This window comes from Aquisalimonas sp. APHAB1-3 (genome assembly GCF_048323695.1).
GTDB lineage: Bacteria > Pseudomonadota > Gammaproteobacteria > Nitrococcales > Aquisalimonadaceae > Aquisalimonas.
The window spans coordinates 152,084-175,161 of sequence record NZ_JBLWFT010000001.1; the positions used below are offsets into that span (position 1 = coordinate 152,084).

The window sequence follows — 23,078 nt, forward strand, 5'->3', positions numbered from 1 at the left end:
GTGTCAGCCGCGCTGTGCCCGGCGCAGGAGACTGACCACGTCGTCCGAGCCGTTGCGGCGCGCAATGGTCTCCACGGAGTTGCCGGCGCTGTCTTCCGCCTCCGCGTCTGCGCCCAGGTCGAGCAGGGTACGGACCATGTCCCGGTCACCCCGTTCTGCCGCCCGCATCAGCGGTGTCCAGCCGTAGACGTCCCGGGCCTCGTGGTCGGCGCCGTGCTCCACCAGTAGCGTGACGGTCTCTTCGTGACTCTTGGCCGCGGCCAGGAGCACCGGGTTCCAGCCGTGGCGGACTGTGTGATTGGGGTCGGCTCCCGCTTCGATCAGGCGTTCCGCCGTCAGCGCGTGGCCATGGACCGCGGCATACATGAGCGCGGTTCCGCCTTTGGCGTTGCGGGCATCCACGCTGGCGCCGGCGTCGAGCAGTGCGTTCACCAGCTCCAGTTCGCCGGCCTCCGCGGCCCACATGAGCGCGCTCTTGTCCTCGTGTTCCCCGGAATACAGCGCCGCATCCGCGGTCACGCCGTCATCGAGCAGCTCCGCGACGCGCTCTGAATCGGCAGCACGCACTGCGTTGATGAGTGCCTCCTCCGAAGCATGATCACCGCTGTGGTGGGCGAGTGCCGGAGCCGATGCGACGAAAAGCAGTAATGGAAACGCCAAGAGCAACACGCGATGCGTTATCATGGATTCTGGATTCCCGTTTGTAAGAACACAGTTATCCCAAAGCAAATAACACCCGTGGCGGGAATGCAAGCATAACCCGCACGGGCTCGGCGGAGGTTGGTATGAGCGAGGTAACCCGGACGGACGTGGAAGCCCGGCTGCAGGCGTACGCGGAACCCCATCTGGGCAAGGATCTTGTCACGGCGGGCTGCGTTGAAGACATCCGCATCGCCGGCAGCAGGGTGGCCATTGATCTGGTGCTGGGCTTTCCCGCCAAACGCTGGGAGTCGGGGTTGCGGCAGGCCGTGCAGGAGACGGTGCTCGAGCTGGGCGGTGTGGACGAAGTCCAGGTGGGCATCCGCTCCGAGGTCGCGTCCTACGGCGCACAGAGCGGCACCTCCCTGGTGCAGGGCGTGAAGAACATCATTGCCGTTGCCTCGGGCAAGGGGGGCGTGGGCAAGTCCACCACGGCGGTCAATCTGGCCCTGGGGCTGGCCACCGAGGGAGCGCGTGTCGGTATCCTGGACGCCGACATCTACGGCCCCAGCATACCGCGGATGATGGGCATCAGTGGCAAGCCGGATTCCCACGACGGCAAGAAGCTGGAGCCGTTGCAGAACTACGGCGTGCAGGTCATGTCGTCGGGCTTTCTCATCGACGAGGAAACCCCGATGGTCTGGCGCGGGCCGATGGTCACCCAGGCGCTGGAGCAGCTGCTTCGGGATACCAACTGGCAGGAACTGGACTACCTGGTGGTGGATATGCCGCCCGGCACCGGTGACATCCAGTTGACGCTGTCGCAGAAGGTGCCGGTGAGCGGCGCCGTGATCGTGACCACGCCCCAGGACATTGCTCTGCTGGATGCGCGCAAGGGTCTGCGGATGTTCGAGAAGGTGAATGTGCCGGTGCTCGGCGTGATCGAGAACATGAGCACCCACATCTGCAGCCAGTGCGGCCACGAAGAGCACATCTTCGGCGACGGCGGCGGTGCCCGCATCGCGGAGCAGTACGAAGTGGATCTGCTCGGATCGTTGCCGCTGTCACTGCACATCCGCGAACAGGCGGACGGCGGCAAGCCCACGGTGATCTCCGAGCCGGACAGCGCGGCCGCCGAGACCTATCGCGAGATGGCCCGTCGGGTCGGTGGCAAGCTGTCCCAGCAGGCCACGGACAAGGGTAGCCGGTTCCCGAAGATCGTCGTCAACAAGGAGAGCTGATGCCCGGCAGCCGCGCTATGCGGTTCCTTCCCGCTCGGCCGCCAGCATCGCCTCGTACCCGGAGCGGTAGTCCGGGTAGAGGAACCGGTAGCCGCTGTCGAGCAGGCGCTGGTTACGGCAGCGCTTGTTGCTGCTGCGCACGCCGCCGGCGCTGCCCTGGGTGCGCGGGCAGGGCGGTAGGCCCAGGCGCTCCGCCAGCCAGTCCACCAGCTCCACCTGCGTGCATGGCGTGGAGTCCACACCCAGGTAGATCGGTGCCGGATCCGCCAGAGTGAATGCGTGGAGTAGAGCGCCCACGCAGTCGTCCCGGTGAATGCGGTTGGTGTACTGGGGTGGCTCGGCCACCACCGGGTCGCCGTTGCGCACCTTCTTCAGCATCCGGGTCCGCCCCGGTCCGTAGATGCCCCCGAAACGCAGGATCACCCCCGGGTGCCGGCTCGCCCGCAGCAGCGCTTCGGCCTCCAGCAGGCGTTTGCCGGAGAACCCTTCCGGCTCGGTGGGCGTGTCCTCATCCACCCAGCTGCCATCGGTTATGCCGTAGACCGCCGTGCTGGTGACCATGATGATACGCCGAGGTGACTGCGTCTGGGCGTCCAGTTGTGCCAGCAGGTTGCGCATGCCTTCAACGAACGCGAGCCGGTAGGCCTCGTCCTCGAAGCGCCCCGGTGTTGCGATGAAGTAGACCGTGTCCAGATCGGGAGGCAGCTCCGGCAGCCCGCCGGTCCGGGAGAAGTCGCCTGCCAGGGGTGTGATGGGTGCCGGGACCAGCTTCGGGCGGCGCCGCAGCCCCCATACCGAGTGGCCTTGCGCTGCCAGCCGCGTGCCGACGCCGCCGCCCAGGTCACCGCAGCCGGCGATGAGTACGTTCGCCATGACGCATCCTCTGGTTGTCCCGCTGGTTGTCGTAGAATACGGCGTTCCCCGCGCTGCCGCGCGGGCTGCCAATGCGCATTGATGCTACTGGAACAACGCCCATGAGTGCGAGTCGTCTGCAACGAATCCAGCAGGTGCTGAACCAGCGCCAGCCCGACCTTACCGCCGTCATGGCGGGCGTCCACAAGGAGCACAACGTCTCCGCCGTCATGCGTACGTGCGACGCAGTTGGCGCCTGGGAGATACACAGTGTCGGCCAGGACGGGCGCCTCGTTATCAAGCGTACCGCGGCGGCCGGCGTGCAGCGCTGGGTGCGTCTGCACCAGCACCCCGACGTGGCCGAGGGGTGCCGCGCGCTTCGGGGTCGTGGCTTTCAGCTGGTCGCCGCGCACCTGTGTGACGAGGCGGTGGATTTCCGCGAGGTGGACTACACACGCCCAACGGCCCTGGTGCTGGGCCGCGAGAAACTGGGCGTGCCGGCGGAGGCCATGGCGCAGGTGGATACGGTCATCCGCATTCCCATGGCTGGCTTTACCGATTCCCTGAACGTGTCCGTCGCTGCAGCGGTGGTGCTCTACGAGGCCCAGCGCCAGCGACTGGCGGCGGGGCTCTACGACCAGCGCCGGCTGGACGACGAGACCTACCGGCGCACGCTGTTCGAGTGGGTCCAGCCGAAGATCGCCCGCTACTGCCGTCAGCGCGGGCTGCGCTACCCGGACCTGGACGATGAGGGTCACGTTGTTGGTGGCATGGGGGTGCTCCAGAGGGCGGATGCGTCCTAGTGGGAGTACCAGCGCCGCTCCATGGCACGGTACACCCGCTCCGGGTACCACGTCTGGCCGAGGCTGCCGTTGTAGCGTGCCAGTGCCCGGGTCAGGTCGCCGTTCTCCTTGTCCAGGTAGTGGCGCAGGATGGTCGTGCCGAAGCGCAGATTGGTCTGGATATCGAAGAGGTTGTCGTCGTCCTGGCCGATCTCGTCGAGCCAGAAGGGCATGATCTGCATCATGCCGCGGGCGCCCACCGATGAGATGGCATAGCGGTTGAAGTTGCTCTCCACTTCGATCACGGCCAGCACCAGCTCCGGGTCGAGATCGGCGCGCGTTGCCTCGAAGTGGATCATGCGCAGCAGTTCCAGGCGGCGGTCGTGATCCGGCACCTGGCTCGACAGCCGCTGGCTCATGTCCATGAGCCAGACCTGGGCGACGTAGCGGTTCTCGAAGCTCTCCGACGCCTCCACCGCCTGCTTCAGCCGCTCGCGCAGCTCCGGTTCCACGGGCTGTCGGGCGGCATCCTCCCGGCCCACGGCGGGCTGCAGGAACAGCAGCAGGGTCAGCGCCAGCACGCCCAGCCGCAGGCCGGTGTGCCGGCCGGGCTTACTGCGGGAGCCTGGCGAGCAGGTGATCCACCACGTCATCGACGGCGACGTCCTGGTTGTCCGTGTCACGGCGTCCGCGGTACTCCACGGTGCCCTGATCGAGCCCGCGTTCACCAATGGCGATGCGGTGCGGGATGCCGATGAGCTCCATGTCGGCGAACTTGACCCCCGGCCGGGCATCCCGGTCATCGAGCAGGGCATCCACACCGGCGTCCAGCAGCGCCTGATAGATGCGCTCGGCGGCCGTCGCAACCTTCTCCGACTTGTTCATGTTGATGCCCACCACCGCGACGGTGAACGGGGCGATGGCCTCGGGCCAGATCATGCCGTTGGCATCGTGGTTCTGTTCAATGGCGGCGGCGACGATGCGGGAGACCCCGATCCCGTAGCAGCCCATGGCCACGGGTTTGCTGGCGCCGTTTTCGTCCAGCACGGTGGCGTCCATGGCTTCGCTGTACGTGGTGCCGAGCTGGAAGATGTGGCCCACCTCGATGCCTCTTGCGAGGGCAAGCGTGCCCTTGCCGTCGGGGCTCGGGTCGCCGGCATCGGCATCGCGCAGGTCGGCGGCTTGGGGCTCGCCGACATCGCGCCCCCAGTTGACGCCGGTCAGGTGCTCGCCGTCGCGGTTGGCGCCGCAGACGAAGTCGGCCATGACCGTGGCGGCGTGATCGGCGACCAGGGGCACGTCCAGACCCACCGGGCCCACGGAGCCGGGGCCGCAGCCAGCGGCCTGACGGATTGCCGCCTCGTCGGCCATGGTCAGCGGCGCTGCCACCTCCGGGTGTTTCTCCGCCTTGAGCTCGTTCAGGTCGTGGTCGCCGCGCAGTAGCAGGGCCACCACCGGCGTCTCGGCGCCGCGCACCAGGAGCGTCTTCAGGCAGCACTCCAGGGGCACGTCCAGACATGCCGTCAGCTCGTCCATGGTGTGAACGCCCGGGGTTGGCACCGCGGTCATGTCGGCGCCGGCAGCGGGGCGGGGCTGTGCCGGCGGCAGGGTCGGCGCCAGCTCCACGTTGGCGGCGTAATCACTGCCATCGGAGAAGACGATGGCGTCTTCGCCCGAGTCGGCGAGAACGTGGAACTCGTGGGACACGCTGCCGCCGATGGCGCCCGAGTCGGCCTGTACCGGACGGAAGTGCAGGCCGGTGCGCTCGAAGATGCGGCTGTAGGTGTCGTACATCGCCTGATAGGTCTCGGCCAGGGAATCGTGGTCCAGATGAAAGGAGTACGCGTCCTTCATCAGGAACTCGCGGGCCCGCATGACGCCGAAACGCGGACGTGTCTCGTCGCGGAACTTGGTCTGGATCTGGTAGAGGTTGAGCGGCAGCTGCTTGTAGCTACGAATCTCCCGGCGGACCAGGTCGGTGATGACCTCCTCGTGGGTGGGACCGTAGCAGAAGTTGCGCTCGTGGCGGTCCTTGAAGCGCAGCAGGAGGGGGCCGAACTTGTCCCAGCGGCCGGTCTCCTCCCACAGTTCACCCGGCTGCACCGCCGGCATGAGCAGTTCCACGGCACCGCTGCGGTTCATCTCTTCCCGCACGATGGCCTCCACGCGTCGCAGCACGCGCAGGCCCAGTGGCATCCAGGTGTACAGGCCGGCCGCCAGCTTGCGGATCATGCCCGCGCGCAGCATCAACTGGTGGCTGACGATCTCCGCGTCGGCGGGGGTTTCCTTGGTGGTCGACAGTGGGAATCGCGACAGTCGCATCGGTGATTCTGATTCCTTGTTGGCGAATTGAACGGGCGCCGTGTCCGGCCGGGCCGCACAGAATACCCCACCGGCGTACCCGGAGCGAAGATCGTCGGACAAGGCCGGGGGCGTGGCCGGTTAGCAGTGCTCGTCCAGGAACGCCCGTGCTTCCTCGAGCCTCGCTTCCCGCTGCTCCGGTTCCAGGACCTGAACGTCACCATCTTCCGTCTGCACCCGGCGTACGGACTCGTCCGCGTAGACTTCCGCGTTGTGCCGGGCGTCCTCGCACGCTTCGGCCAGCACCCCGTCGGCCTGATCGTCATCGGCCGCGGGCTCCTCATCGGGCGCCGGCTCCTCGGGAGGCCCGGAGCCTGTCTGGTCATCCTCCGCTGCCGTGTCATCGGGCCGACTCGCCGGCCCCGGGGCATGGTCGAGGCGCTCGGCTTCTGCATTGGCGGGAGGGGTTTCGCCGAAGTGGACGTTGCCGTCGTCGTCGGTCCACTGATAGATGTCGGCATTGGTGGTGGCGGCCAGCAGCATGGCCAGCCCTGCGAAGATCAGCCTGTTCATCGGTCTATCAACTCCTTGTCGCCTTGACGTCCCTGGTGATCCACAGTAATTTTGCCCCCTTTCACCGGTTCCCGGACACGGGCCGCGGTGGGTGTCGCCGGTCGAACAGGCGGCGCTCCGGGCTGTCGGTCCGTGGACTGTTTCTCATGCGTTCATCACTGCCGTCGGGCGCCTTGGCCATGTGGATCCGCTGCGGTCTGTCAGGCCCTGCGGCGGGAACGCTGGACGGATTCCTGGACTTATGCGGCACATCATTTCCATCCTGGTCGAGAACGAATTCGGTGCCCTGTCCCGGGTGGCCGGCCTGTTCTCGGCACGGGGCTACAATATCGAATGTCTGACGGTGGCGCCCACCGACGATCCCACACTTTCGCGCATGACGCTGGTGACGATCGGCGACGACAGCATCATCGAACAGATCATCAAGCAGCTCAACAAGCTGCTGGATGTGGTGAAGGTCATGGACATGACCGAGGGCAGCCACATCGAGCGCGAGATGATGCTGGTCAAGGTGGCTGCCTCTTCCGGTGAGTCCCGGGAGGAGATCAAGCGTCTCAGCGACATCTTCCGCGGCCGCATCCTCGACGTGACGGAACGCATCTACACTGTGGAATTGACCGGGAACAGCGCCAAGCTTGACGCCTTCATCGACACGCTCGGGCATAACACCATTCTGGAAGTGGTGCGCTCCGGCGTGATCGGGATCTCCCGGGGCGAGAAACACTTGCGGGTCTGACCGGCACTGCGGACGGCCGCGACCCGACTTTGGCTACGAGTTCAACCTGACTGTAACGGGGGCAGAATGAAAGTTTATTACGATAAGGACGCCGACCTTTCCATCATCCAGAACCGGAAGGTGGCTATTATCGGCTACGGCTCACAGGGTCACGCCCACGCGAACAACCTGAAGGAGTCCGGTGCCTCCGTGGTGGTCGGCCTTCGCGAAGGCTCCGCGTCCGCCGAGAAGGCGCGCAACGCCGGGCTTGAGGTGGCCAGTGTCGAAGAGGCCACCAAGCAGGCGGACTTCGTCATGATCCTGACCCCGGACGAGCATCAGGGCCGGATCTACAGCGACAGCATTGAGCCCAACCTCAAGAAGGGCGCCGCCATTGCGTTTGCGCACGGCTTCAACATTCACTACGGGCAGATCGAGCCGCGCGCCGACCTGGACGTGGTGATGATTGCGCCGAAGGGGCCGGGCCACCTGGTGCGTTCCACCTACGTCGAGGGCGCCGGGGTGCCCTGTCTGGTGGCGATCCAGCAGAACAGCTCCGGACAGGCGAAGGAAGTGGCCATCTCCTACGCCTCCGCCGTTGGTGGCGGCCGCGCCGGCATTATCGAGACGTCATTCCGTGAAGAGACGGAAACCGACCTGTTCGGTGAGCAGGTGGTGCTGTGCGGTGGTCTGACCGCGCTGATCCAGGGCGGCTTCGAGACGTTGACGGACGCCGGTTACAGCCCGGAGATGGCGTACTTCGAATGCCTGCACGAGGTGAAGCTGATCGTGGACCTGCTCTACGAGGGCGGCATCGCGAACATGCGCTACTCCATTTCCAATACCGCCGAGTACGGCGATTTCGTCAGCGGCCCGCGGGTGATCAACGATGAATCCCGCAAGGCGATGAAAGAGATTCTGCAGGACATCCAGGACGGGACGTTCGCCCGTGACTTCATCCTGGAGAACCAGGCGAATGCGCCGACCCTCAAGGCGCGCCGCCGTATCGCCCGCGAGCACTCCATCGAGGTGGTGGGCGAGAAGCTGCGGGACATGATGCCCTGGATCCGCCAGAAGCAGCTGGTGGACCGCAGCAAGAACTGAGTGCCATGGCCGGGCCCGGCCCCTGCAACGGGGGTCGGGACCGCGTCGGGTCCGTGGGCCCGACCGCATCTATGTTATTGTCGGAGCCTGCCGACATTGCTTTCTCCAGCTGAGCGGATCAACCCGGCATGGCCGCAGAGCAGCAACCCAAAAGACGGCGGGGCATCTATCTCCTGCCCAACCTGTTCACTACCGCAGGCCTCTTCTTCGGTTTCTTCGCCATCGTCTCCGGCATCAACGGCGAGTTCCACCTGGCGGCCATCGGGATTTTCGTGGCCATGGTCATGGACGGGCTGGATGGCCGCGTTGCGCGTCTGACCAATACCCAGAGTGATTTCGGCGTGCAGTTCGACAGCCTCTCGGACATGGTCTGTTTCGGGCTGGCGCCGGCGCTGATCGTGTACCAGTGGGCACTCGGCGATCTCGCCGGCCTGGGAGAGCTGTGGAGCAAGCTGGGCTGGATCGGTGCGTTTACCTATGCTGCCTGTGCGGCGTTGCGGCTGGCGCGCTTCAACACCCAGGCGGGTGTGGCCGAGAAGCGCTACTTCCAGGGGTTGCCGAGCCCTGCCGCGGCGGCGGGCCTGGCGAGCATGGTCTGGTTCGGTACCGCGCTCGGTTTCGATGGCAGCGCTGCCAAGGTCTTCGCCCTGGTGGTGACCGTCGGCACGGGGCTGTTGATGGTCAGCAACTTCCGCTACTACAGCTTCAAGGAATTCGACTTCCGCTACCGCGTGCCTTTCATCTTTCTGGTGGCGCTGGTGGTGATTATCGCCTTTGCGTCCGTTCACCCGCCGCTGGTGCTCTTCATCGGGTTTCTCGCCTACGCGCTCTCCGGCCCTGGTATGACGTTTGTCCAGCGGCGGCGCCAGCGGGTTGGCTCGCGCCGGGGATCGTAATGGACAGCCGCCGGTTGCAGTTGCTGCAACGCATGGGGGTGGACGTCTGGGTGCGCCGCTCCGGGGGGGCGCACGCCGATAGCGGCGAGGAGCCGGCGGAGAATCCGGTGGCCGGTCCGGTGGAACCGTCGGCGCCCGCGGCCGAGGCTCCGGTCGCGGTGACGGCAACGGCGGATGCCGTGGCAGCGCCGATGCCGTCCGACGCGACCACCTCCACCGGCATCGGTGCCATGGACTGGGATGTGCTTGCGGAATCCGTGGCGGGCTGCACCCGTTGTCCACTGTGTGAAAGCCGGACCCGTACCGTCTTCGGTGTCGGCCGCCGCGACGCGGACATCCTCGTGGTGGGGGAGGCCCCCGGGGCGGAGGAAGACCGTCAGGGCGAGCCCTTCGTGGGACGTGCCGGGCAGTTGCTGGACAACATGCTGCGGGCGCTCGGCTACGGCCGTGATCGCGTTTTCATTGCCAACATGCTCAAGTGTCGCCCGCCGAGGAACCGTGATCCGGATCCGCAGGAGGTGGAAGCGTGCCGGCCCTATCTGGCGCGCCAGATCGAGCTGGTCCAGCCGGCGGTCATTCTGGCCGTCGGTCGCATTGCCGCCCAGAACCTGCTTGGTGACGAACGTCCCCTGCGTATGCTCCGTCGCCAGGTGCATACGCTGCAGACCCACGCCATCCCGGTGGTGGTGAGTTATCATCCGGCGTATCTGCTGCGTTCACCGGCCGACAAGGCCAAGGCGTGGGAAGACCTTAAGCGGCTGCGTGAGCTGGTTCACGCGCGATCAGGTGGAGGGGGGACGGAATGAATGCGGTGGTCACCGCGGAATCCCCGGAGATGCGCCGGATGCGCGAGCACGACCTTCCGGAGGTGCTGGCCATCGAACGCAATGCCTACGATTTTCCCTGGACGGCGGCTGTTTTCCGCGACTGCATGCGGGTGGGTTACGGTTGCTGGGTGCTGTTGGATGACGGGCGCGTGTCGGGGTACCTGGTGATGTCGGTCGTGGCCGGCGAGGGGCACGTGTTGAATCTCTGCGTCGATCCGGCCCGTCACGGTCAGGGGTTCGGCCGTACCCTGCTTGAGTCCGGCATCGAACATGCCCGGCGGCTGGGGGCGGAAACGGTGTTCCTGGAAGTGCGCCCGTCCAATCGCCGGGCGGTGAACCTGTATCATCGCAACGGCTTCTGCGAGGTCGGCGTGCGGCCGCAGTACTACCCGGTTGCCGGTGGGCGCCGGGAGGATGCACTCATTCTGGCGCGGGACCTCGGCAGCGTTCTGCCGACGCGCCGGGGCGGTGCTCACGGGAGCCATGACGCATGAGGGAGTTGGAATGAGTGATCACGGTGGTGATCAGCGCAAGCCGACGTTCTGGCAGGTGATCCAGAGCGTGCTGGCGGGTGCGCTGGGCGTGCAGACCAATGAAGCGCGCAAGCGGGATTTCAACAGCGGCAGTGCGATGCCCTATATCGTCGGTGGCGTCATCTTCACCGTGCTGCTGATCGTGGTGCTCGTGGTTGTGGTCAACGTGGTGCTGAGCAACGCCGGTGTCTGACGAGGCGACGTAGGTGAGCCCGGGCAGTGACGCGCTGATGCGCCACCACCCGGGTTGGTGCGGTCACTACAGGCGCTCGATGCGCGCGTACTGGTCATCAAGCTGCTGCAGAGTGGCGCGCCGTTCGTCCTGACGCCGCCGCTCCTGTTCCACCACGCTGGCCGGTGCCTTTTCCACGAAGCTGCTGTTGGCCAGTTTCTGCTCGGTTTTCTCCAGCTCCTTGCGCACCTTGGCCCGCTCCTTGTCCAGCCGGGCCAGCTCCGCGTCCTTGTCGATCAGCCCTTTCATGGGCACAAGAATCTGCATGTCCCCCACCAGGGCAATGGCGGCTTCCGGAGGCTCGTCGTCGTTGTCCAGCCACTGGACCTGCTCCAGCCGGGCCAGGCGGCTGACGAACACGCCGTACTCATCCAGCCGGCGCCGATCCTCCGCGCCGCCCTTGTTCAGCAGCACCGGCAGGGCTTTGTTGGGGGAGATATCCATCTCGCCGCGGATGCGGCGAACGCCGAGGATGAAGGCCTGGACCCAGTCCACGTCCGCCTCGGCGGATGCGTCCTGCAGTGTCTCGTCCGCCACCGGGAACGGCTCTCGCATGATCGTGGGACCGGTCTTGCCCGACAGCGGGGCCACGCGTTGCCAGATCTCCTCGGTGACGAACGGGATCATGGGATGGGCGAGGCGTAGTACGGTCTCCAGCACGCGTACCAGAGTCTGCCGGGTGCCGCGCCGCAGCGCGGCGTCTTCCGATGTCTGCAGGACCGGCTTGGACAGCTCCAGGTACCAGTCGCAGTACTCGTTCCAGATAAACTCGTACAGCGCCTGGGATGCCAGGTCGAGCCGGTAGGCATCGATGTTGCGGTTCACCTCGTCGATGGTGCGCTCCAGCCTTGAGCGGATCCAACGGTCGGCCACGGTGTAGTGCACCTCGGCAGCGGGGTCGGCGCCGCAGTCTTCGCCCTCGGTGCTCATGAGCACGTAGCGGGCGGCGTTCCAGAGCTTGTTGCAGAAGTTCCGGTAGCCGTCGGCGCGGCCCATGTCGAACACCACGTCCCGGCCGGTGGTGGCCTGGGCGCAGAACGTGAAGCGCAGGGCGTCGGTGCCGTGGGAGGCGATGCCTTCGGGGAAGGCCCTGCGGGTGGCCTTCTCGATCTTCCTGGCGAGCTGCGGCTGCATCATGCCGGAGGTCCGCTTTTCCACCAGGGATTCCAGGTCGATGCCGTCGATGATGTCGATGGGGTCCAGCACATTGCCCTTGGACTTGGACATCTTCTGGCCCTCGGAATCACGCACCAGGCCGTGGATGTACACCTCGTGGAAGGGCACGTCGTCCATGAACTTCATGCCCATCATGATCATGCGGGCAACCCAGAAGAAGATGATGTCGAAGCCGGTGACCAGCACGCTGGTGGGGTAGAACGTGCGCAGTGCGTCGCTGTCCTCCGGCCAGCCCAGGGTGGAGAAGGGCCACAGCGCCGATGAGAACCAGGTGTCGAGCACGTCCTCGTCCTGTTTCAGGCTGACATCACGGCCGTGATGGGCGCGCGCCTTCTCCTGAGCGGCTGCCTCGTCGCGGGCGACGAAGATGTTCCCCTGCTCGTCGTACCAGGCCGGAATGCGGTGGCCCCACCAGATCTGGCGGGAGATACACCAGTCCTCAATGCGCCGCATCCACTCGAAATAGGTGTTCTTCCAGTTGTCGGGCACGAAGCGGATGCGGCCGTCTTCCACCGCTTCGATGGCCGGCTTTGCCAGGGGCTCTGCGCGGACGAACCACTGATCGGTGAGAAAGGGCTCGATCACCGCCCCGGTGCGGTCCCCGCGGGGCACCATGAGCTTGTGCTTCTCGGTGGCGGCCATCAGGCCCGCCGCGTCCAGGTCGGCGACGATGCGCTCGCGTGCAGCGTAGCGGTCCAGCCCCTGATACGCCGCCGGCGCGTTGTCGTTGATGTGCGCATCTTCCGTGAGGATGTTGATCTGTTCCAGATCGTGGCGCTGACCCACGGCGTAGTCGTTGAAGTCGTGGGCCGGCGTGATCTTGACGCACCCGGAGCCGAATTCCGGGTCCACGTAGTCGTCGGCGATCACCGGAATCCGGCGTTCCGTCAGGGGTAGATCGACGGTCTGTCCGATCAGATGCTGGAAGCGCGAGTCGTCCGGGTGAACCGCCACGGCGGTGTCACCCAGCATGGTCTCCGGCCGGGTGGTGGCCACGGTTACATGGCCACTGCCGTCGCTGAGCGGATAGCGCATGTGCCAGATGTGGCCGTCTTCTTCCTCGGACTCCACCTCCAGGTCGGACACGGCGGTGAGCAGGACGGGGTCCCAGTTCACCAGGCGCTTGCCCCGATAGATAAGGTCGTCCTCGAACAGGCGGACGAACACTTCGCGCACGGCGTTGGAGAGGCCGTCATCCATGGTGAAGCGCTCGCGCGACCAGTCCACGGACGCCCCCATCCGCCGCAGCTGCTGGGTGATGGTGCCACCGGATTCCTGCTTCCACTGCCAGATGCGGTCGACGAACGCCTCACGCCCAAGGTCGTGGCGGCTCTGGCCCTCCGCGTTGAGTTGCCGTTCCACCACCATCTGCGTGGCGATGCCGGCGTGGTCGGTGCCGGGCTGCCACAGCGTGTTGCGGCCGTGCATGCGGTGGTAGCGCGTCAGGACGTCCATGATGGTGTCCTGAAACGCGTGACCCATGTGCAGCGTGCCGGTGACGTTGGGTGGCGGAATCATGATCGAGTAAGGCGTGCCTGTGCCGCCGGGGGCGAAGTGATTCTCGCTCTCCCACTTGGCGTACCAGTGCTGCTCGATCCGGTGCGGGTCGTACGTCTTGTCCATGCCTTGCCTTGTCAGTCTGTTGGTCGTATCAGGGGTGTCTGGGTTATCGCTGCTCGTCGGTGCTGTGGGTGGCTGACTCGACATCGTCGCGCCGGTCGAAGCCCAGGCTGTTGCGCAGGGTGGCGGTGCCTGCACGCAGCGCCCGTTTGCGGATCACGGGCAGGATGCGCTCGGCGCGGTGCTGGAGATCCATGGAGATGGACTCCGGCCATACGGCCGCAAGGCTGTCCCGGGGCACGGGCCGGGTCGGCAGCCACAGCCCCAGGCGGCGAAGCCGCTCGCCGGGGATGACGGCGTTGTGCAGCACGGGAATGCGCTGGCGTCTGCTCATGAGTGCCCCACCTTGCGGTGTTCCGGTTCAATGCCCTGCTCGCGGTACCAGCGAAAGCGCTGCCGCGCGCTTTGGCGCACGTCCGGGTCGTTATCGCCGATCTCCACGATCCGCTGGAATACACCCGGTGTCGCCACCGGGCTGTTCGCCAGATTGACCAGCAGGTCGCCCTCGCCGCGGGAGGGGGCGTCGTCCGTGCCGATGAGCACGGGTTCGTCCGGAGCGCCAGGGCCGTCGATGGCGTGGGGGATGAAGCTGCGATCCCGGAACGTCCACAGCAGTTCGTCCAGTGTCTTTGCGGTGCTGTCGTCCGCGACCCGCAGGAAAACGCGGTGCCCCCGCTCGCGGGCCTTGTCGGTCAAACGGCAGGCGTAGACCAAGCGTGCGCGCGCGTCGTCGGAATCCAGAATATGGAAGTCCACCTGCACCACGGCCTAGCGCTTCACACGATCGATGAGCCACTGGCTGAGCAGCGGCACGGGACGCCCTGTGGCGCCCTTGTGTTCACCGGATTTCCATGCCGTGCCGGCGATATCCAGGTGCGCCCAACGGTATTTTCGCGCATAACGGCTCAAAAAACACCCGGCGGTAATGGTGCCGGCGGGCTGGCCGCCGATGTTGGCCATGTCGGCGAAGTTGCTCTTGAGCTGCTCCTGGTACTCGTCGCCCAGCGGCAGCTCCCAGGCGCGGTCGCCGGCGCTCTTGCCCGCCCCGAGGAGTTCGTTGACCAGCCCGCCGTTGTTGCCCATCAGGCCGTGGGTATGGTGGCCCAGGGCGACAATGGCGGCGCCGGTCAGTGTGGCGATGTCCACCACCGCTGCGGGGTGGAAGCGCTCGGCGTAGGTGAGGGCGTCGCACAGCGCCAGCCGGCCTTCGGCGTCGGTGTTGAGGATCTCTATGGTCTGTCCCGACATGCTGGTGACGATGTCACCGGGCTTGATGGCGCGGCCGTCGGGCATGTTCTCCGCCGCCGCGACGATCCCCACGACGTTGATGGGCAGCCCCAGTTCCGCGACCGTCTGCATGGTGCCGAACACGCTTGCGGCCCCGCACATGTCGAACTTCATCTCGTCCATGGCGGCGGACGGCTTCAGCGAGATGCCGCCGGTGTCGAACGTGATGCCCTTGCCGACCAGTGTGTACGGGGCGCTGTCCTCGTCCGCACCGCGATAGCGGAAGACGATCAGGCGCGCTTCTTCCTGGCTGCCGCGGGAGACGGCGAGCAGGGCACCCATGCCCAGATCGTCCATGGCGTTTTCGTCCAGCAGCTCCACTTCCAGCCGTGTATGCCGTGCGGCGAGGTCCATGGCCTGTTCGCCGAGGTGCCGGGGGGTGCAGTAGTTGCCGGGCAGGTTGCCAAGGTCACGGGCGAAGTTCATCCCCCGGCCGATCGCGGCCCCCTCAAGGGCGGCCTGTTCGCCGTCCGCGAGCTCCCGGCGGCTGGGAACGCTGAACGTCATGCGCCGCAGGTTCAGCCGGGCGGGTGGGTGTTTGTCCGTCTTCAGGCGGTCGAAGCGGTACCGCAGCGTCTCGATGGTGCGTGTGGCGGTGCGGATGCGCCAGAAGATGTTCCGGCCCTTGACGTTGATCTCCGGGAGGTAGCAGGTGGCCTCCACAGCGCCGGAGTTGCGCAGTGCCTCCACCGTGGTTTCGATGGCCTTGATGTAGGCGCGGTCGTCGCAATCCCGCTCCCGGCCCAGGCCGACCAGCAGCACCCGGTCGCAGACCAGTTCGGAGATGCGGTGGAGCATGAGTGCCTGGCCGGCGCGCCCGTCCATGTCGCCGCGCCGGACCAGCTGCGAGAGATAGCCGTCGCAGGCCTGATCGAGCTGCGCCGCGGCGCTGGAGAGGCGCCGGTTCTCGAAAACACCCACGACCACACAGGCTGAACGCTGCTTTTCCGGATTACCGCTCTTGACGGTGTAGTCCATGTGCAACTCCTCGGCCGACGCCTTGTCCGTGAACAAACCGCGATGTACTCGGGAAACGCGCGCCCCCGGGCCCCGGACTGGTATGCTCGGGAGCCATTCGTTAACGTGCGCGCCGGGCAGTCTAACGCAGATTTTCCCGAGAATCCCGGGTGCCGCCATTGCAGAGGAGAGGGTCCGGCTTGGGGCTTTCCATCGTCAGTCGCTACCTGATCAGGGAGATCGCACAGGCCTGGCTGGCGGTCACGCTGGTGCTGACGGCCGTGCTGTTCACGAACCGGCTGGTGCGGTATCTGGGTGATGCCGCCAGTGGCAGCCTTCCCGGCGACATGGTGCTCCAGCTCATGGGCTACAAGGCCCTGAGCTACCTGGCCCTGGCCATACCCGGCGCCTTCTTCCTCGGTATCATCCTGGCGCTGGGCCGGTTGTACCGCGACAGCGAAATGGCGGCTCTCGGCGCTTGCGGGATTGGTCCCCGGGAGCTCTACAAGGCGCTGATCATGCTGGCCGCCCCCCTGGCCCTGTTGATTGCCTGGCTGGCGCTGGAGGTGGGCCCCTGGGCGGCGCGTGAGGGGCGCGAAGCCGAGCAGCTTGCCAGTGAGGCCGTGGAGATCCAGGCCATTCGCCCCGGCCGCTTCATCCAGTCCGGGCAGGCCGACGGCATGTTCTACATCGAGCGCTTCTCGGAGGACGGCGAGCGCATGCGCAACGTCTTCCTGCAGACCCGCCAGGGCGGGGAGCAGATCCTGCTGGCCGCCAACGAGGGCTACGTGGAGGCGGACCCGGATACCGGCGACCAGTATCTGGTGCTGCTGGACGGGCGCCGCTACGACGGCGACCCCGGGGGCGGACGCTGGCGCGAGTACGAGTACAAGGTCCACGGCGTGCGGATCGCCGAGGGCGAGCCGTCGGATGTGCGCGTGCGCCGTGACGGCATGCCCACCGGCGACCTGTTGGCCTCCGACGACCTGCGCGATATCTCCGAGTTCCAGTGGCGTGTCTCCATGCCGATCATGGTGGTCACGCTCGGGCTCCTGGCCATCCCGCTCAGCCGGAGCTCACCGCGGGACGGGCGGTACGGCCGCCTGTTGCTGGCGGTACTCGTATACGCCGTGTACTCCAACGGCCTTACGATCAGCCAGGGCTGGCTGGAGGATGGCACGGTGCCACCCTGGATCGGATTGTGGCCCGTGCACATTCTGGTGGCGGTGATCGCCGTCATCTGGCTGTCGCGACAATACGGCCTGCTGCGACCTCGGCGCCGGCAGGACACCAGCGGACAGGTGGCAACGTGAGAATCCTCGACCGCTACATCGCGAAGGCGGTGATCGGTGGCAGCCTGACGGTGCTGATGATCATCGTGTCCATGGAGCTGATCTTCTCCTTCGTGGAGGAGAGCGGTGACATCGATGACGAGTACACGGCGTTCCAGGCGCTGCTGCACGTGGGGCTGACCGGCCCGCAGCGGGCCTACGAGGCGTTCCCCATTGCCACGTTGATCGGCAGCCTCATGGCGCTGGGCGGCATGGCGGCCCGCTCCGAGCTGGTGGTCATGCGTGCCGCCGGCATGTCGGTGCTCAATATCGGGCGGTCGGTGATGGTTGCGGGGTTGTTGCTGGCGGCCTTGGCGGCGGCCATCGGCGAGTGGGTGGCGCCACCGGCCGAGCGCGCTTCACAGGACGTGGAGGCGCAGGCGCGCGGTGGTGACGTGTCCATGCTCAGCCGTGACGGCTTCTGGGCGCGCGACGGGCGGCGTTTCATTCGCGTGGGCGCGGCGCCGAACGCCCACTTGCTGGAGGACGTGCAGATCTACGCCTTCGACGAGAGCAGGGCGCTGGACCACGTGATCACCGCCAGCCGCGCTGAGTTCCAGGGCGACGGCTGGCTGCTGCACGGCGTAGCGCAGAGCCGGTTCGGTGGTAACGGTGTTGCCGTAGAGCGTGACGACACCTACCTGTGGGAGGCAGGTCTGCACCCGGAGGTCCTCGATGTGGTGGTGGTCGACCCCCAGACGCTCTCCATGGCCGAGTTGTGGACCTACATCGGCTATCTGCAGCGCAACGATCTGGAGAGCGAGCAGTACGAGCTGGCCCTGTGGCTGAAGATCGGCACCCCGTTGGCCACCCTGACCATGCTGCTGCTGACTATTCCGCTGGCATTCGGGGCGCTGCGCTCCACCGGTGCCGGGCAGCGGATCTTCGTGGGCGTGATGATTGGTATCGCGTTTTATCTGTCGAACCGGCTGCTCAACCATCTGGGGCTTGTGTACGGCATACCGCCCATGATCAGCGCACTCCTGCCGACGCTGGTCTGCCTCGCGGTCGCCATCTACTTCACGTCACGCATCCGCTAGGGGATGCGTGACGCGGCTCTTCAGCGCGAGTCTGCCAACTCGTGGATCAGCTGCGTACCGGCGAGCAGGTCGTGCCAGGCCGGTCTGCGCCGGCCCCCCAGGCTCCACAGGAAGACGCCCAGCAACGGGAGCCACACGATTGCGGCGAGCCCGGCCGTGAAGCTCCAGAGATAGATCAGGAACAGGGGCAGCCATGCCATCACTGCGGCGCCATAGCGAAGCGCCGCGTCGCGCAGGGTCACAGGGCGCCCGTCTGCTCGTAGCACCCGGAGCCGCCACGAGCGCATGCCCAGGGTCTGGCCGCCGCGGGTCCAGCAGATGGCGAAAAAGCCGAATACAACCAGCAGCAGATAGGCTTGATACAGCACCGTCTGCGGGCCCAGCCCGTCCAGCGCCTCGCCGCCCGTAATGGGTAACAGCAGCGCGGTTGCGGCCATGATGATGGCCAGCACCAGCATCGAGTCGTAGGTGAGCGACGCGAGTCGCCGCAGCAGGCTCGGCGCGGTTGCGGAGGCTGTCATAAGGTTTCGCGTCAGGCTGCTTCGGGCAGGGGTGAAAAATGGCGCTCCCACGGGGACTTGAACCCCGGTTTCCGCCGTGAGAGGGCGGCGTCCTGGACCGCTAGACGATGGGAGCGCGGCTGTTGTCGCAGGCGGCGTGGCAGTGCGTGTCTGCATCGCGCCAGCGAGGGTGGTATTATACGCGCTCACTTCAACGGCTCAAGCTTGGACTCCGTGACAGAACAGGAACTCGAACAATTGCGGGCGCAGGTGCGTGTGATACCGCGCTCGGAGCATCAGATCTCACGCAGCCAGATCAGCGACCACGCGCTCAAGGTGCTCTACCGGCTCAAGAATGCCGGATTCGAGGCATACATGGTGGGTGGCGGGGTCCGGGACCTCTCTCTGGGGCGGGAGCCGAAAGACTTCGATGTGGCAACCGATGCGAAGCCGGAAGAGGTCAAGGATCTGTTCCGTAACTGCCGCCTCATCGGGCGCCGCTTCCGGCTCGCGCATGTGTTCTTCGGGCGGGACATCATCGAGGTGGCCACCTTCCGCGCCCTCCATGATCCGGAGAATGGCGACGGTGACGTGGCCGTGGAGGATGGCCTGATCCTCCGCGACAATGTCTACGGCACCGTCGAGGAAGACGCCCTGCGCCGGGACTTCACCATCAACTCCCTCTACTACAACATTGCCGATTTCTCGGTGGTGGATTTCGCCAACGGCATGGATGACCTGGAGGCCGGACGCCTACGGCTCATCGGCGACCCGGACGCGCGCTACCGGGAAGATCCGGTGCGCATGCTGCGCGCCGCGCGTTTCGCCGCCAAGCTCGGCTTCCAGATCAGCCCGGAGACCGGCGACTCCATCCCGGAGATGGCGCCGCTGCTGGCCAACATCCCCCAGGCGCGGCTGTTCGACGAGATCATGAAGCTGCTCATGGGCGGTGTCGGTGCCCACACCTTCAGTGTGCTGCGCCGTTACGGGCTGTTCGAGCAGTTGTTTCCGCAGACCGAGGCCGCCCTCGCCGGGCCGTCGGGCGAGGTGTGGGATCTGTTCATTCTGCGGGCGCTGGGAAATACCGATCGGCGGGTGAACGAGGATAAGCCGGTGACCCCGGCCTTCCTGTTCGCGGCACTCCTCTGGCCGAGCATCAGTGAGCGCGCGCAGGTGTTGGAAGCCGAGGACATGCACCCCACCCAGGCATTGCAGGAAGCCATCGGCGAGGTGATTGCAGCGCAGCTCGAGCGCGTGGCCATCCCCAAGCGGTTCAGCGTGCCCATGCGCGAGATCATGCTGCTGCAGCCGCGTCTGGCGCGCTTTCGGGGCAAGCGTGCATCCCGGCTGCTGAGCCACCCCCGGTTCCGGGCCGCCTACGATTTTCTCCTCATTCGCGCCGCCGCCGGCGACGCGCCGCAGGAACTCGCGGACTGGTGGACGCAGGCCCAGGAGGCGCCGGGCCAGCAACCTCCCGCCCAGGAGCCGGCCAGCGAGGGCAAGCCGCGTCGCCGCAGGCGTCGCCGGCGCCGTCGCGGCGGGGATGCGCCGGCGCCATCGGAATGAGCGCGGCGACCGTCACGGCGTGTATCGGGCTGGGCAGTAATCTCGACGACCCGTTGCTCCAGGTTAAGCGCGCCGTTGATGCCCTGGCCGCCCATGAGGCCATCCGGGTCACGGCGTGTTCATCGCTGTATGCCTCGGCGCCCATGGGGCCGCAGGACCAGCCGGATTACATCAATGCGGTAGCGGTCGTGGAAACGCCGCTGCCGGCGCTGTCATTGCTGGATGCGCTGCAGGCCCAGGAGGCGGCCCAGGCGCGCCGTCGTGGCCGTCGGTGGGGCCCACGGACCCTGGATCTCGACCTGCTGCTCTACGGTGACGACACGATCCGCACGGCACGGCTGCAGGTGCCGCACCCCGGTCTGCACCTGCGCGCCTTTGTGCTGTATCCTCTCGCCGAACTGGATCCCGGACGCCGCGTGCCGGGTCTGGGGCGAGTGCAGGAGCTGCTGGCGGCGTGTTCCGATGATGGGGTCCGCCGCCTGTGCGATCACGAGAATGAGTGGAACGGCGCCTCATGAGCGAGCGCAATTATCCCGGCTATCTAGTGGTTGAGGGGCCGATCGGGGTTGGCAAGACCAGTCTCGCCCGGCGCCTGGCCGCGAGTTTCGGCAGCGAGCTACTGCTTGAGGGGGCGGACGACAACCCCTTTCTGGAGCGCTTCTACGCGAATCCCCGTGATGCGGCGTTCCCGACGCAGATGCATTTTCTCATGCAGCGCGCCGAGCAGCTGCGCGGCCTGCGCCAGGCGGACCTGTTCGAGACGACGCGCATCGCCGATTTCCTGTTCCAGAAAGACCGCCTGTTCGCCCAACTCACCCTCAATGCCGACGAATTCGACCTCTACCGCCGCGTCTACGACCATCTGGCGCCGGATGTCCACCCGCCGGAACTGGTGATCTACCTGCAGGCACCGGTGAGCATTCTCATGGAGCGGATTCGCAAACGGGGCATCGCCCACGAGCAGCAGATCGACGCGGAGTACCTCCAGCGATTGAGCGATGCCTACGTGGAGTTCTTTCATCACTACGAGCAGGCGCCGCTGCTGATCGTCAACGCGGCCGAGATCGACCTGGTCAACAGCGATGCCGACTATGGCCAGCTGTTGGAGCGGTTGCAGACCGTGCGCAGCGGCCGCCATTTCTTCAATCCGGCACCCATTGGCTGAAGCCGTCCGGATACCGTCCCTGTGTGTTAGCGTCTGGAGTGCTTATGTACGCCGGTGAAACCCGTAAACGCCCTGTCACGGTGGCCTCGCTGGCCAGGATGAAGGCCGCCGGCGAACCCATCGCCTGCCTGACCGCCTACGATTACTCCTTCGCGGCGCTCACGGATGCCGCGGGCATGGATGTCATCCTAGTTGGCGACTCCCTGGGCATGACCATGCAGGGGCGGGAGACCACCCTGCCCGTGACCATGGAAGACATCATCTACCACGCCCGCTGTGTCGCCGCGGCGCGGCCACGTGCGCTGCTCATGGTGGACATGCCGTTCATGAGCCACTCCACGGTCGACGACGCTCTGCGCAATGGCGCCCGGCTGATGAAGGAGGGCAACGCCCAGATCATCAAGCTGGAGGGTGGCCGCGAGCAGACCGAGGCCGTCAGTCGACTCACAGGCGCCGGTGTACCGGTGTGTGCCCATCTCGGCTTGCAGCCGCAGTCGGTCCACAAGCTGGGCGGCTACAGGGTCCAGGGCCGGGAGGCGAGTGATGCCGACGCCATGGTCGCGGATGCCCGGGCGCTGGCCGATGCCGGGGCCGATGCCATCCTGCTGGAGTGTGTCCCCGCGGCGCTGGCTGCGCGCGTGACCCGCGAGGTCGACGTGCCCGTAATCGGGATCGGCGCGGGCGCCGACACCGACGGCCAGATCCTGGTGCTGCAGGACATCCTCGGCATCACGCCGGGCAAGACGCCGAAGTTCTCCCACAACTTCATGGCCGAGGCGGACACCATCCAGGGTGCGGTGGAAGCCTACGTGCAGGCGGTCCGCGATGGCCGCTTCCCGTCGGCTGAACACAGCTTCTGAGTCGCTCATGGATACGTTTCATCAGATCCAGCGCATGCGCAACCAGGTCCGCCGCTGGCAGGCGGCGGGTGAGGTGGTGGGGTTCGTACCGACCATGGGGAATCTCCACGAGGGGCATCTGCGCCTGGTCCGTCATGCCCGCCGCGTGAGCGACCGCGTGGTGGTGAGCGTGTTCGTCAATCCCACCCAGTTCGGCCCGGGCGAAGACTTCGACGCCTATCCCCGCACGCTGGAGGCCGATAGCGAGCACCTGTTGGCGGAGGGAGTGGATGCGCTGTTCGCGCCCACGGTGAATGAAGTCTACCCACGCGGCCTCGACCACCTGGTGACGGTCCATGTCCCCGGGCTGTCGGACATCCTGTGCGGTGCCCACCGCCCCGGGCACTTCACTGGTGTGGCGACGGTGGTGTGCAAACTCTTCGGTATGGTGGGGCCGGATCTGGCGGTGTTCGGGCGCAAGGACTTTCAGCAGTTTCAGGTGATCCGGCGCATGGTCACCGATCTCAATCTGCCAGTGGAGGTGATTGGCTCCGAGACGGCGCGGGAGGCGGATGGTCTGGCGCTCAGCTCACGCAACGCCTACCTGGAGCCGGCGCAGCGTGACACCGCACCGGCGCTGTACCGGGAGCTGCATCGCATCGCCACCGCACTCCGGGGCGGCGAGCGGGACTTCCTGCAGCTGGAAGCCGACGGCTGGAAGCATCTGGCTGAGGCTGGCCTGGCACCCGACTACGTCAGCATCCGCCTGCGGGACAATCTGGCCGAGCCGGTGCCGGATCTCCCTGCCAACGCCTTTGTGGTGCTGGCTGCGGCGTGGTTGGGTCGCGCACGCCTGATCGACAACATTGAGGTGGCTGATCTGGTGTCGTGAGCGCCGGGGC

The 23,078-nt window shown here is 66.4% G+C and carries 25 protein-coding genes and 1 tRNA gene; 15 read left to right on the forward strand and 11 right to left on the reverse strand.

The genetic code is table 11. The features are described from left to right. Positions 1–3: 3 nt before the first annotated feature. Positions 4–684: an ankyrin repeat domain-containing protein gene (locus ACNSTU_RS00660; RefSeq protein WP_290633173.1), complete on the reverse strand. Its 681-nt coding sequence runs from the start codon at positions 682–684 to the stop codon at positions 4–6. Between the two features lie 101 nt (positions 685–785). Here ACNSTU_RS00660 and apbC point away from each other — a divergent pair, with 101 nt between their 5' ends. Beyond that, positions 786–1,880, forward strand: a complete 1,095-nt coding sequence (gene apbC, locus ACNSTU_RS00665) for an iron-sulfur cluster carrier protein ApbC (protein WP_290633171.1) — start codon at positions 786–788, stop codon at positions 1,878–1,880. 15 nt (positions 1,881–1,895) lie between these two features. Here the strand turns inward: apbC and ACNSTU_RS00670 are convergent, their stop codons facing one another. Then, complete coding sequence (locus tag ACNSTU_RS00670) at positions 1,896–2,753, reverse strand: NAD-dependent epimerase/dehydratase family protein (RefSeq protein WP_290633169.1); 858 nt, start codon at positions 2,751–2,753, stop codon at positions 1,896–1,898. A 101-nt stretch (positions 2,754–2,854) separates the two neighbouring features. Here ACNSTU_RS00670 and trmH point away from each other — a divergent pair, with 101 nt between their 5' ends. Next, positions 2,855–3,535 (forward strand): tRNA (guanosine(18)-2'-O)-methyltransferase TrmH, encoded by a 681-nt coding sequence (trmH, locus tag ACNSTU_RS00675; protein WP_290633167.1) that lies wholly within the window; start codon positions 2,855–2,857, stop codon positions 3,533–3,535. Here the strand turns inward: trmH and ACNSTU_RS00680 are convergent. The 3 genes from ACNSTU_RS00680 to ACNSTU_RS00690 all read right to left on the reverse strand — a co-directional run bounded on the left by ACNSTU_RS00680 (position 3,532) and on the right by ACNSTU_RS00690 (position 6,388). Then, entirely contained in the window at positions 3,532–4,167 is a 636-nt protein-coding gene (locus tag ACNSTU_RS00680; RefSeq protein ID WP_290633165.1) for a lytic transglycosylase domain-containing protein, read from the reverse strand. The two genes, trmH and ACNSTU_RS00680, sit on opposite strands and share 4 nt — an antisense overlap. Further along, positions 4,127–5,836: a proline--tRNA ligase gene (locus ACNSTU_RS00685; RefSeq protein WP_290637008.1), complete on the reverse strand. Its 1,710-nt coding sequence runs from the start codon at positions 5,834–5,836 to the stop codon at positions 4,127–4,129. Before ACNSTU_RS00685 ends, ACNSTU_RS00680 begins: the two co-directional genes overlap by 41 nt. Before the next feature lie 120 nt (positions 5,837–5,956). Next, the gene (locus ACNSTU_RS00690) at positions 5,957–6,388 is read right to left on the reverse strand and encodes a DUF4124 domain-containing protein (protein ID WP_418211999.1); all 432 of its coding nucleotides are present in this window, start codon (positions 6,386–6,388) and stop codon (positions 5,957–5,959) included. A 241-nt stretch (positions 6,389–6,629) separates the two neighbouring features. Here ACNSTU_RS00690 and ilvN point away from each other — a divergent pair, with 241 nt between their 5' ends. The 6 genes from ilvN (at position 6,630) to ACNSTU_RS00720 (ending at position 10,656) form a co-directional block, all read left to right on the forward strand. Further along, positions 6,630–7,124 carry an acetolactate synthase small subunit gene (gene ilvN / locus ACNSTU_RS00695; RefSeq protein WP_091640262.1) on the forward strand — a complete coding sequence of 165 codons (495 nt, stop codon included), beginning with the start codon at positions 6,630–6,632 and terminating at the stop codon, positions 7,122–7,124. Between the two features lie 66 nt (positions 7,125–7,190). After that, on the forward strand, positions 7,191–8,207 hold the full coding sequence (ilvC, locus tag ACNSTU_RS00700; RefSeq protein ID WP_290634163.1) for a ketol-acid reductoisomerase: 1,017 nt from the start codon (positions 7,191–7,193) through the stop codon (positions 8,205–8,207). Between the two features lie 128 nt (positions 8,208–8,335). Further along, the gene (gene pssA, locus ACNSTU_RS00705) at positions 8,336–9,103 is read left to right on the forward strand and encodes a CDP-diacylglycerol--serine O-phosphatidyltransferase (protein ID WP_290634165.1); all 768 of its coding nucleotides are present in this window, start codon (positions 8,336–8,338) and stop codon (positions 9,101–9,103) included. Then, entirely contained in the window at positions 9,103–9,909 is an 807-nt protein-coding gene (locus ACNSTU_RS00710) for a uracil-DNA glycosylase (RefSeq protein WP_290634168.1), read from the forward strand. The genes pssA and ACNSTU_RS00710 overlap by 1 nt, the downstream gene beginning before the upstream one ends. Beyond that, positions 9,906–10,424 (forward strand): ribosomal protein S18-alanine N-acetyltransferase, encoded by a 519-nt coding sequence (gene rimI / locus ACNSTU_RS00715; protein WP_290634170.1) that lies wholly within the window; start codon positions 9,906–9,908, stop codon positions 10,422–10,424. The genes ACNSTU_RS00710 and rimI overlap by 4 nt, the downstream gene beginning before the upstream one ends. A gap of 10 nt (positions 10,425–10,434) precedes the next feature. Next, the gene (locus tag ACNSTU_RS00720) at positions 10,435–10,656 is read left to right on the forward strand and encodes a DUF2970 domain-containing protein (protein ID WP_290634172.1); all 222 of its coding nucleotides are present in this window, start codon (positions 10,435–10,437) and stop codon (positions 10,654–10,656) included. Between the two features lie 66 nt (positions 10,657–10,722). Here the strand turns inward: ACNSTU_RS00720 and ACNSTU_RS00725 are convergent, their stop codons facing one another. Genes ACNSTU_RS00725 through ACNSTU_RS00740 form a run of 4 tightly spaced genes read right to left on the reverse strand, consistent with a single transcriptional unit; the run spans position 10,723 to position 15,756 of the window. Beyond that, on the reverse strand, positions 10,723–13,494 hold the full coding sequence (locus tag ACNSTU_RS00725) for a valine--tRNA ligase (RefSeq protein WP_290634174.1): 2,772 nt from the start codon (positions 13,492–13,494) through the stop codon (positions 10,723–10,725). Between the two features lie 43 nt (positions 13,495–13,537). Continuing rightward, a complete protein-coding gene (locus ACNSTU_RS00730) occupies positions 13,538–13,825 on the reverse strand; it encodes a hypothetical protein (RefSeq protein WP_290634176.1) in 288 nt (95 codons plus the stop codon). After that, entirely contained in the window at positions 13,822–14,256 is a 435-nt protein-coding gene (locus ACNSTU_RS00735) for a DNA polymerase III subunit chi (protein ID WP_418212000.1), read from the reverse strand. Before ACNSTU_RS00735 ends, ACNSTU_RS00730 begins: the two co-directional genes overlap by 4 nt. Before the next feature lie 3 nt (positions 14,257–14,259). Beyond that, positions 14,260–15,756, reverse strand: a complete 1,497-nt coding sequence (locus tag ACNSTU_RS00740; protein WP_290634180.1) for a leucyl aminopeptidase — start codon at positions 15,754–15,756, stop codon at positions 14,260–14,262. A gap of 179 nt (positions 15,757–15,935) precedes the next feature. On the opposite strand from ACNSTU_RS00740, the gene lptF reads away from it, so the two are divergent. Together lptF and lptG are read left to right on the forward strand one after the other, a co-directional pair. Continuing rightward, positions 15,936–17,048 (forward strand): LPS export ABC transporter permease LptF, encoded by a 1,113-nt coding sequence (gene lptF / locus ACNSTU_RS00745; protein WP_290634182.1) that lies wholly within the window; start codon positions 15,936–15,938, stop codon positions 17,046–17,048. Then, positions 17,045–18,106 carry an LPS export ABC transporter permease LptG gene (gene lptG, locus ACNSTU_RS00750; RefSeq protein ID WP_290634184.1) on the forward strand — a complete coding sequence of 354 codons (1,062 nt, stop codon included), beginning with the start codon at positions 17,045–17,047 and terminating at the stop codon, positions 18,104–18,106. The genes lptF and lptG overlap by 4 nt, the downstream gene beginning before the upstream one ends. A gap of 20 nt (positions 18,107–18,126) precedes the next feature. Here lptG and ACNSTU_RS00755 read toward each other — a convergent pair whose 3' ends face one another. Continuing rightward, positions 18,127–18,627: an RDD family protein gene (locus ACNSTU_RS00755; protein ID WP_290634186.1), complete on the reverse strand. Its 501-nt coding sequence runs from the start codon at positions 18,625–18,627 to the stop codon at positions 18,127–18,129. Positions 18,628–18,666: 39 nt separating this feature from the next. Beyond that, positions 18,667–18,742: transfer RNA gene (locus ACNSTU_RS00760), tRNA-Glu, on the reverse strand. A gap of 98 nt (positions 18,743–18,840) precedes the next feature. On the opposite strand from ACNSTU_RS00760, the gene pcnB reads away from it, so the two are divergent. The 5 genes from pcnB to panC are packed head-to-tail and all read left to right on the forward strand — an operon-like array spanning position 18,841 to position 23,068. Further along, the gene (gene pcnB / locus ACNSTU_RS00765; RefSeq protein WP_418212001.1) at positions 18,841–20,172 is read left to right on the forward strand and encodes a polynucleotide adenylyltransferase PcnB; all 1,332 of its coding nucleotides are present in this window, start codon (positions 18,841–18,843) and stop codon (positions 20,170–20,172) included. Continuing rightward, positions 20,169–20,690 carry a 2-amino-4-hydroxy-6-hydroxymethyldihydropteridine diphosphokinase gene (folK, locus tag ACNSTU_RS00770; protein ID WP_290634190.1) on the forward strand — a complete coding sequence of 174 codons (522 nt, stop codon included), beginning with the start codon at positions 20,169–20,171 and terminating at the stop codon, positions 20,688–20,690. The genes pcnB and folK overlap by 4 nt, the downstream gene beginning before the upstream one ends. Then, positions 20,687–21,337, forward strand: coding sequence for a deoxynucleoside kinase (locus tag ACNSTU_RS00775; RefSeq protein ID WP_290634192.1), 651 nt, complete (start codon positions 20,687–20,689; stop codon positions 21,335–21,337). The genes folK and ACNSTU_RS00775 overlap by 4 nt, the downstream gene beginning before the upstream one ends. Before the next feature lie 44 nt (positions 21,338–21,381). Continuing rightward, the gene (gene panB / locus ACNSTU_RS00780) at positions 21,382–22,197 is read left to right on the forward strand and encodes a 3-methyl-2-oxobutanoate hydroxymethyltransferase (protein ID WP_290634194.1); all 816 of its coding nucleotides are present in this window, start codon (positions 21,382–21,384) and stop codon (positions 22,195–22,197) included. Between the two features lie 7 nt (positions 22,198–22,204). Next, entirely contained in the window at positions 22,205–23,068 is an 864-nt protein-coding gene (gene panC, locus ACNSTU_RS00785; RefSeq protein ID WP_290634196.1) for a pantoate--beta-alanine ligase, read from the forward strand. Positions 23,069–23,078: the final 10 nt, after the last annotated feature.

Bases quoted from the DNA above. Each gene is read 5' to 3' on its own strand.
- ACNSTU_RS00660 (WP_290633173.1), bottom strand. From the start codon at position 684: ATGATAACGCATCGCGTGTTGCTCTTGGCGTTTCCATTACTGCTTTTC.
- apbC (WP_290633171.1), top strand. From the start codon at position 786: ATGAGCGAGGTAACCCGGACGGACGTGGAAGCCCGGCTGCAGGCGTAC.
- ACNSTU_RS00670 (WP_290633169.1), bottom strand. From the start codon at position 2,753: ATGGCGAACGTACTCATCGCCGGCTGCGGTGACCTGGGCGGCGGCGTC.
- trmH (WP_290633167.1), top strand. From the start codon at position 2,855: ATGAGTGCGAGTCGTCTGCAACGAATCCAGCAGGTGCTGAACCAGCGC.
- ACNSTU_RS00680 (WP_290633165.1), bottom strand. From the start codon at position 4,167: ATGACGTGGTGGATCACCTGCTCGCCAGGCTCCCGCAGTAAGCCCGGC.
- ACNSTU_RS00685 (WP_290637008.1), bottom strand. From the start codon at position 5,836: ATGCGACTGTCGCGATTCCCACTGTCGACCACCAAGGAAACCCCCGCC.
- ACNSTU_RS00690 (WP_418211999.1), bottom strand. From the start codon at position 6,388: ATGAACAGGCTGATCTTCGCAGGGCTGGCCATGCTGCTGGCCGCCACC.
- ilvN (WP_091640262.1), top strand. From the start codon at position 6,630: ATGCGGCACATCATTTCCATCCTGGTCGAGAACGAATTCGGTGCCCTG.
- ilvC (WP_290634163.1), top strand. From the start codon at position 7,191: ATGAAAGTTTATTACGATAAGGACGCCGACCTTTCCATCATCCAGAAC.
- pssA (WP_290634165.1), top strand. From the start codon at position 8,336: ATGGCCGCAGAGCAGCAACCCAAAAGACGGCGGGGCATCTATCTCCTG.
- ACNSTU_RS00710 (WP_290634168.1), top strand. From the start codon at position 9,103: ATGGACAGCCGCCGGTTGCAGTTGCTGCAACGCATGGGGGTGGACGTC.
- rimI (WP_290634170.1), top strand. From the start codon at position 9,906: ATGAATGCGGTGGTCACCGCGGAATCCCCGGAGATGCGCCGGATGCGC.
- ACNSTU_RS00720 (WP_290634172.1), top strand. From the start codon at position 10,435: ATGAGTGATCACGGTGGTGATCAGCGCAAGCCGACGTTCTGGCAGGTG.
- ACNSTU_RS00725 (WP_290634174.1), bottom strand. From the start codon at position 13,494: ATGGACAAGACGTACGACCCGCACCGGATCGAGCAGCACTGGTACGCC.
- ACNSTU_RS00730 (WP_290634176.1), bottom strand. From the start codon at position 13,825: ATGAGCAGACGCCAGCGCATTCCCGTGCTGCACAACGCCGTCATCCCC.
- ACNSTU_RS00740 (WP_290634180.1), bottom strand. From the start codon at position 15,756: ATGGACTACACCGTCAAGAGCGGTAATCCGGAAAAGCAGCGTTCAGCC.
- ACNSTU_RS00755 (WP_290634186.1), bottom strand. From the start codon at position 18,627: ATGACAGCCTCCGCAACCGCGCCGAGCCTGCTGCGGCGACTCGCGTCG.
- folK (WP_290634190.1), top strand. From the start codon at position 20,169: ATGAGCGCGGCGACCGTCACGGCGTGTATCGGGCTGGGCAGTAATCTC.
- ACNSTU_RS00775 (WP_290634192.1), top strand. From the start codon at position 20,687: ATGAGCGAGCGCAATTATCCCGGCTATCTAGTGGTTGAGGGGCCGATC.
- panB (WP_290634194.1), top strand. From the start codon at position 21,382: ATGTACGCCGGTGAAACCCGTAAACGCCCTGTCACGGTGGCCTCGCTG.
- panC (WP_290634196.1), top strand. From the start codon at position 22,205: ATGGATACGTTTCATCAGATCCAGCGCATGCGCAACCAGGTCCGCCGC.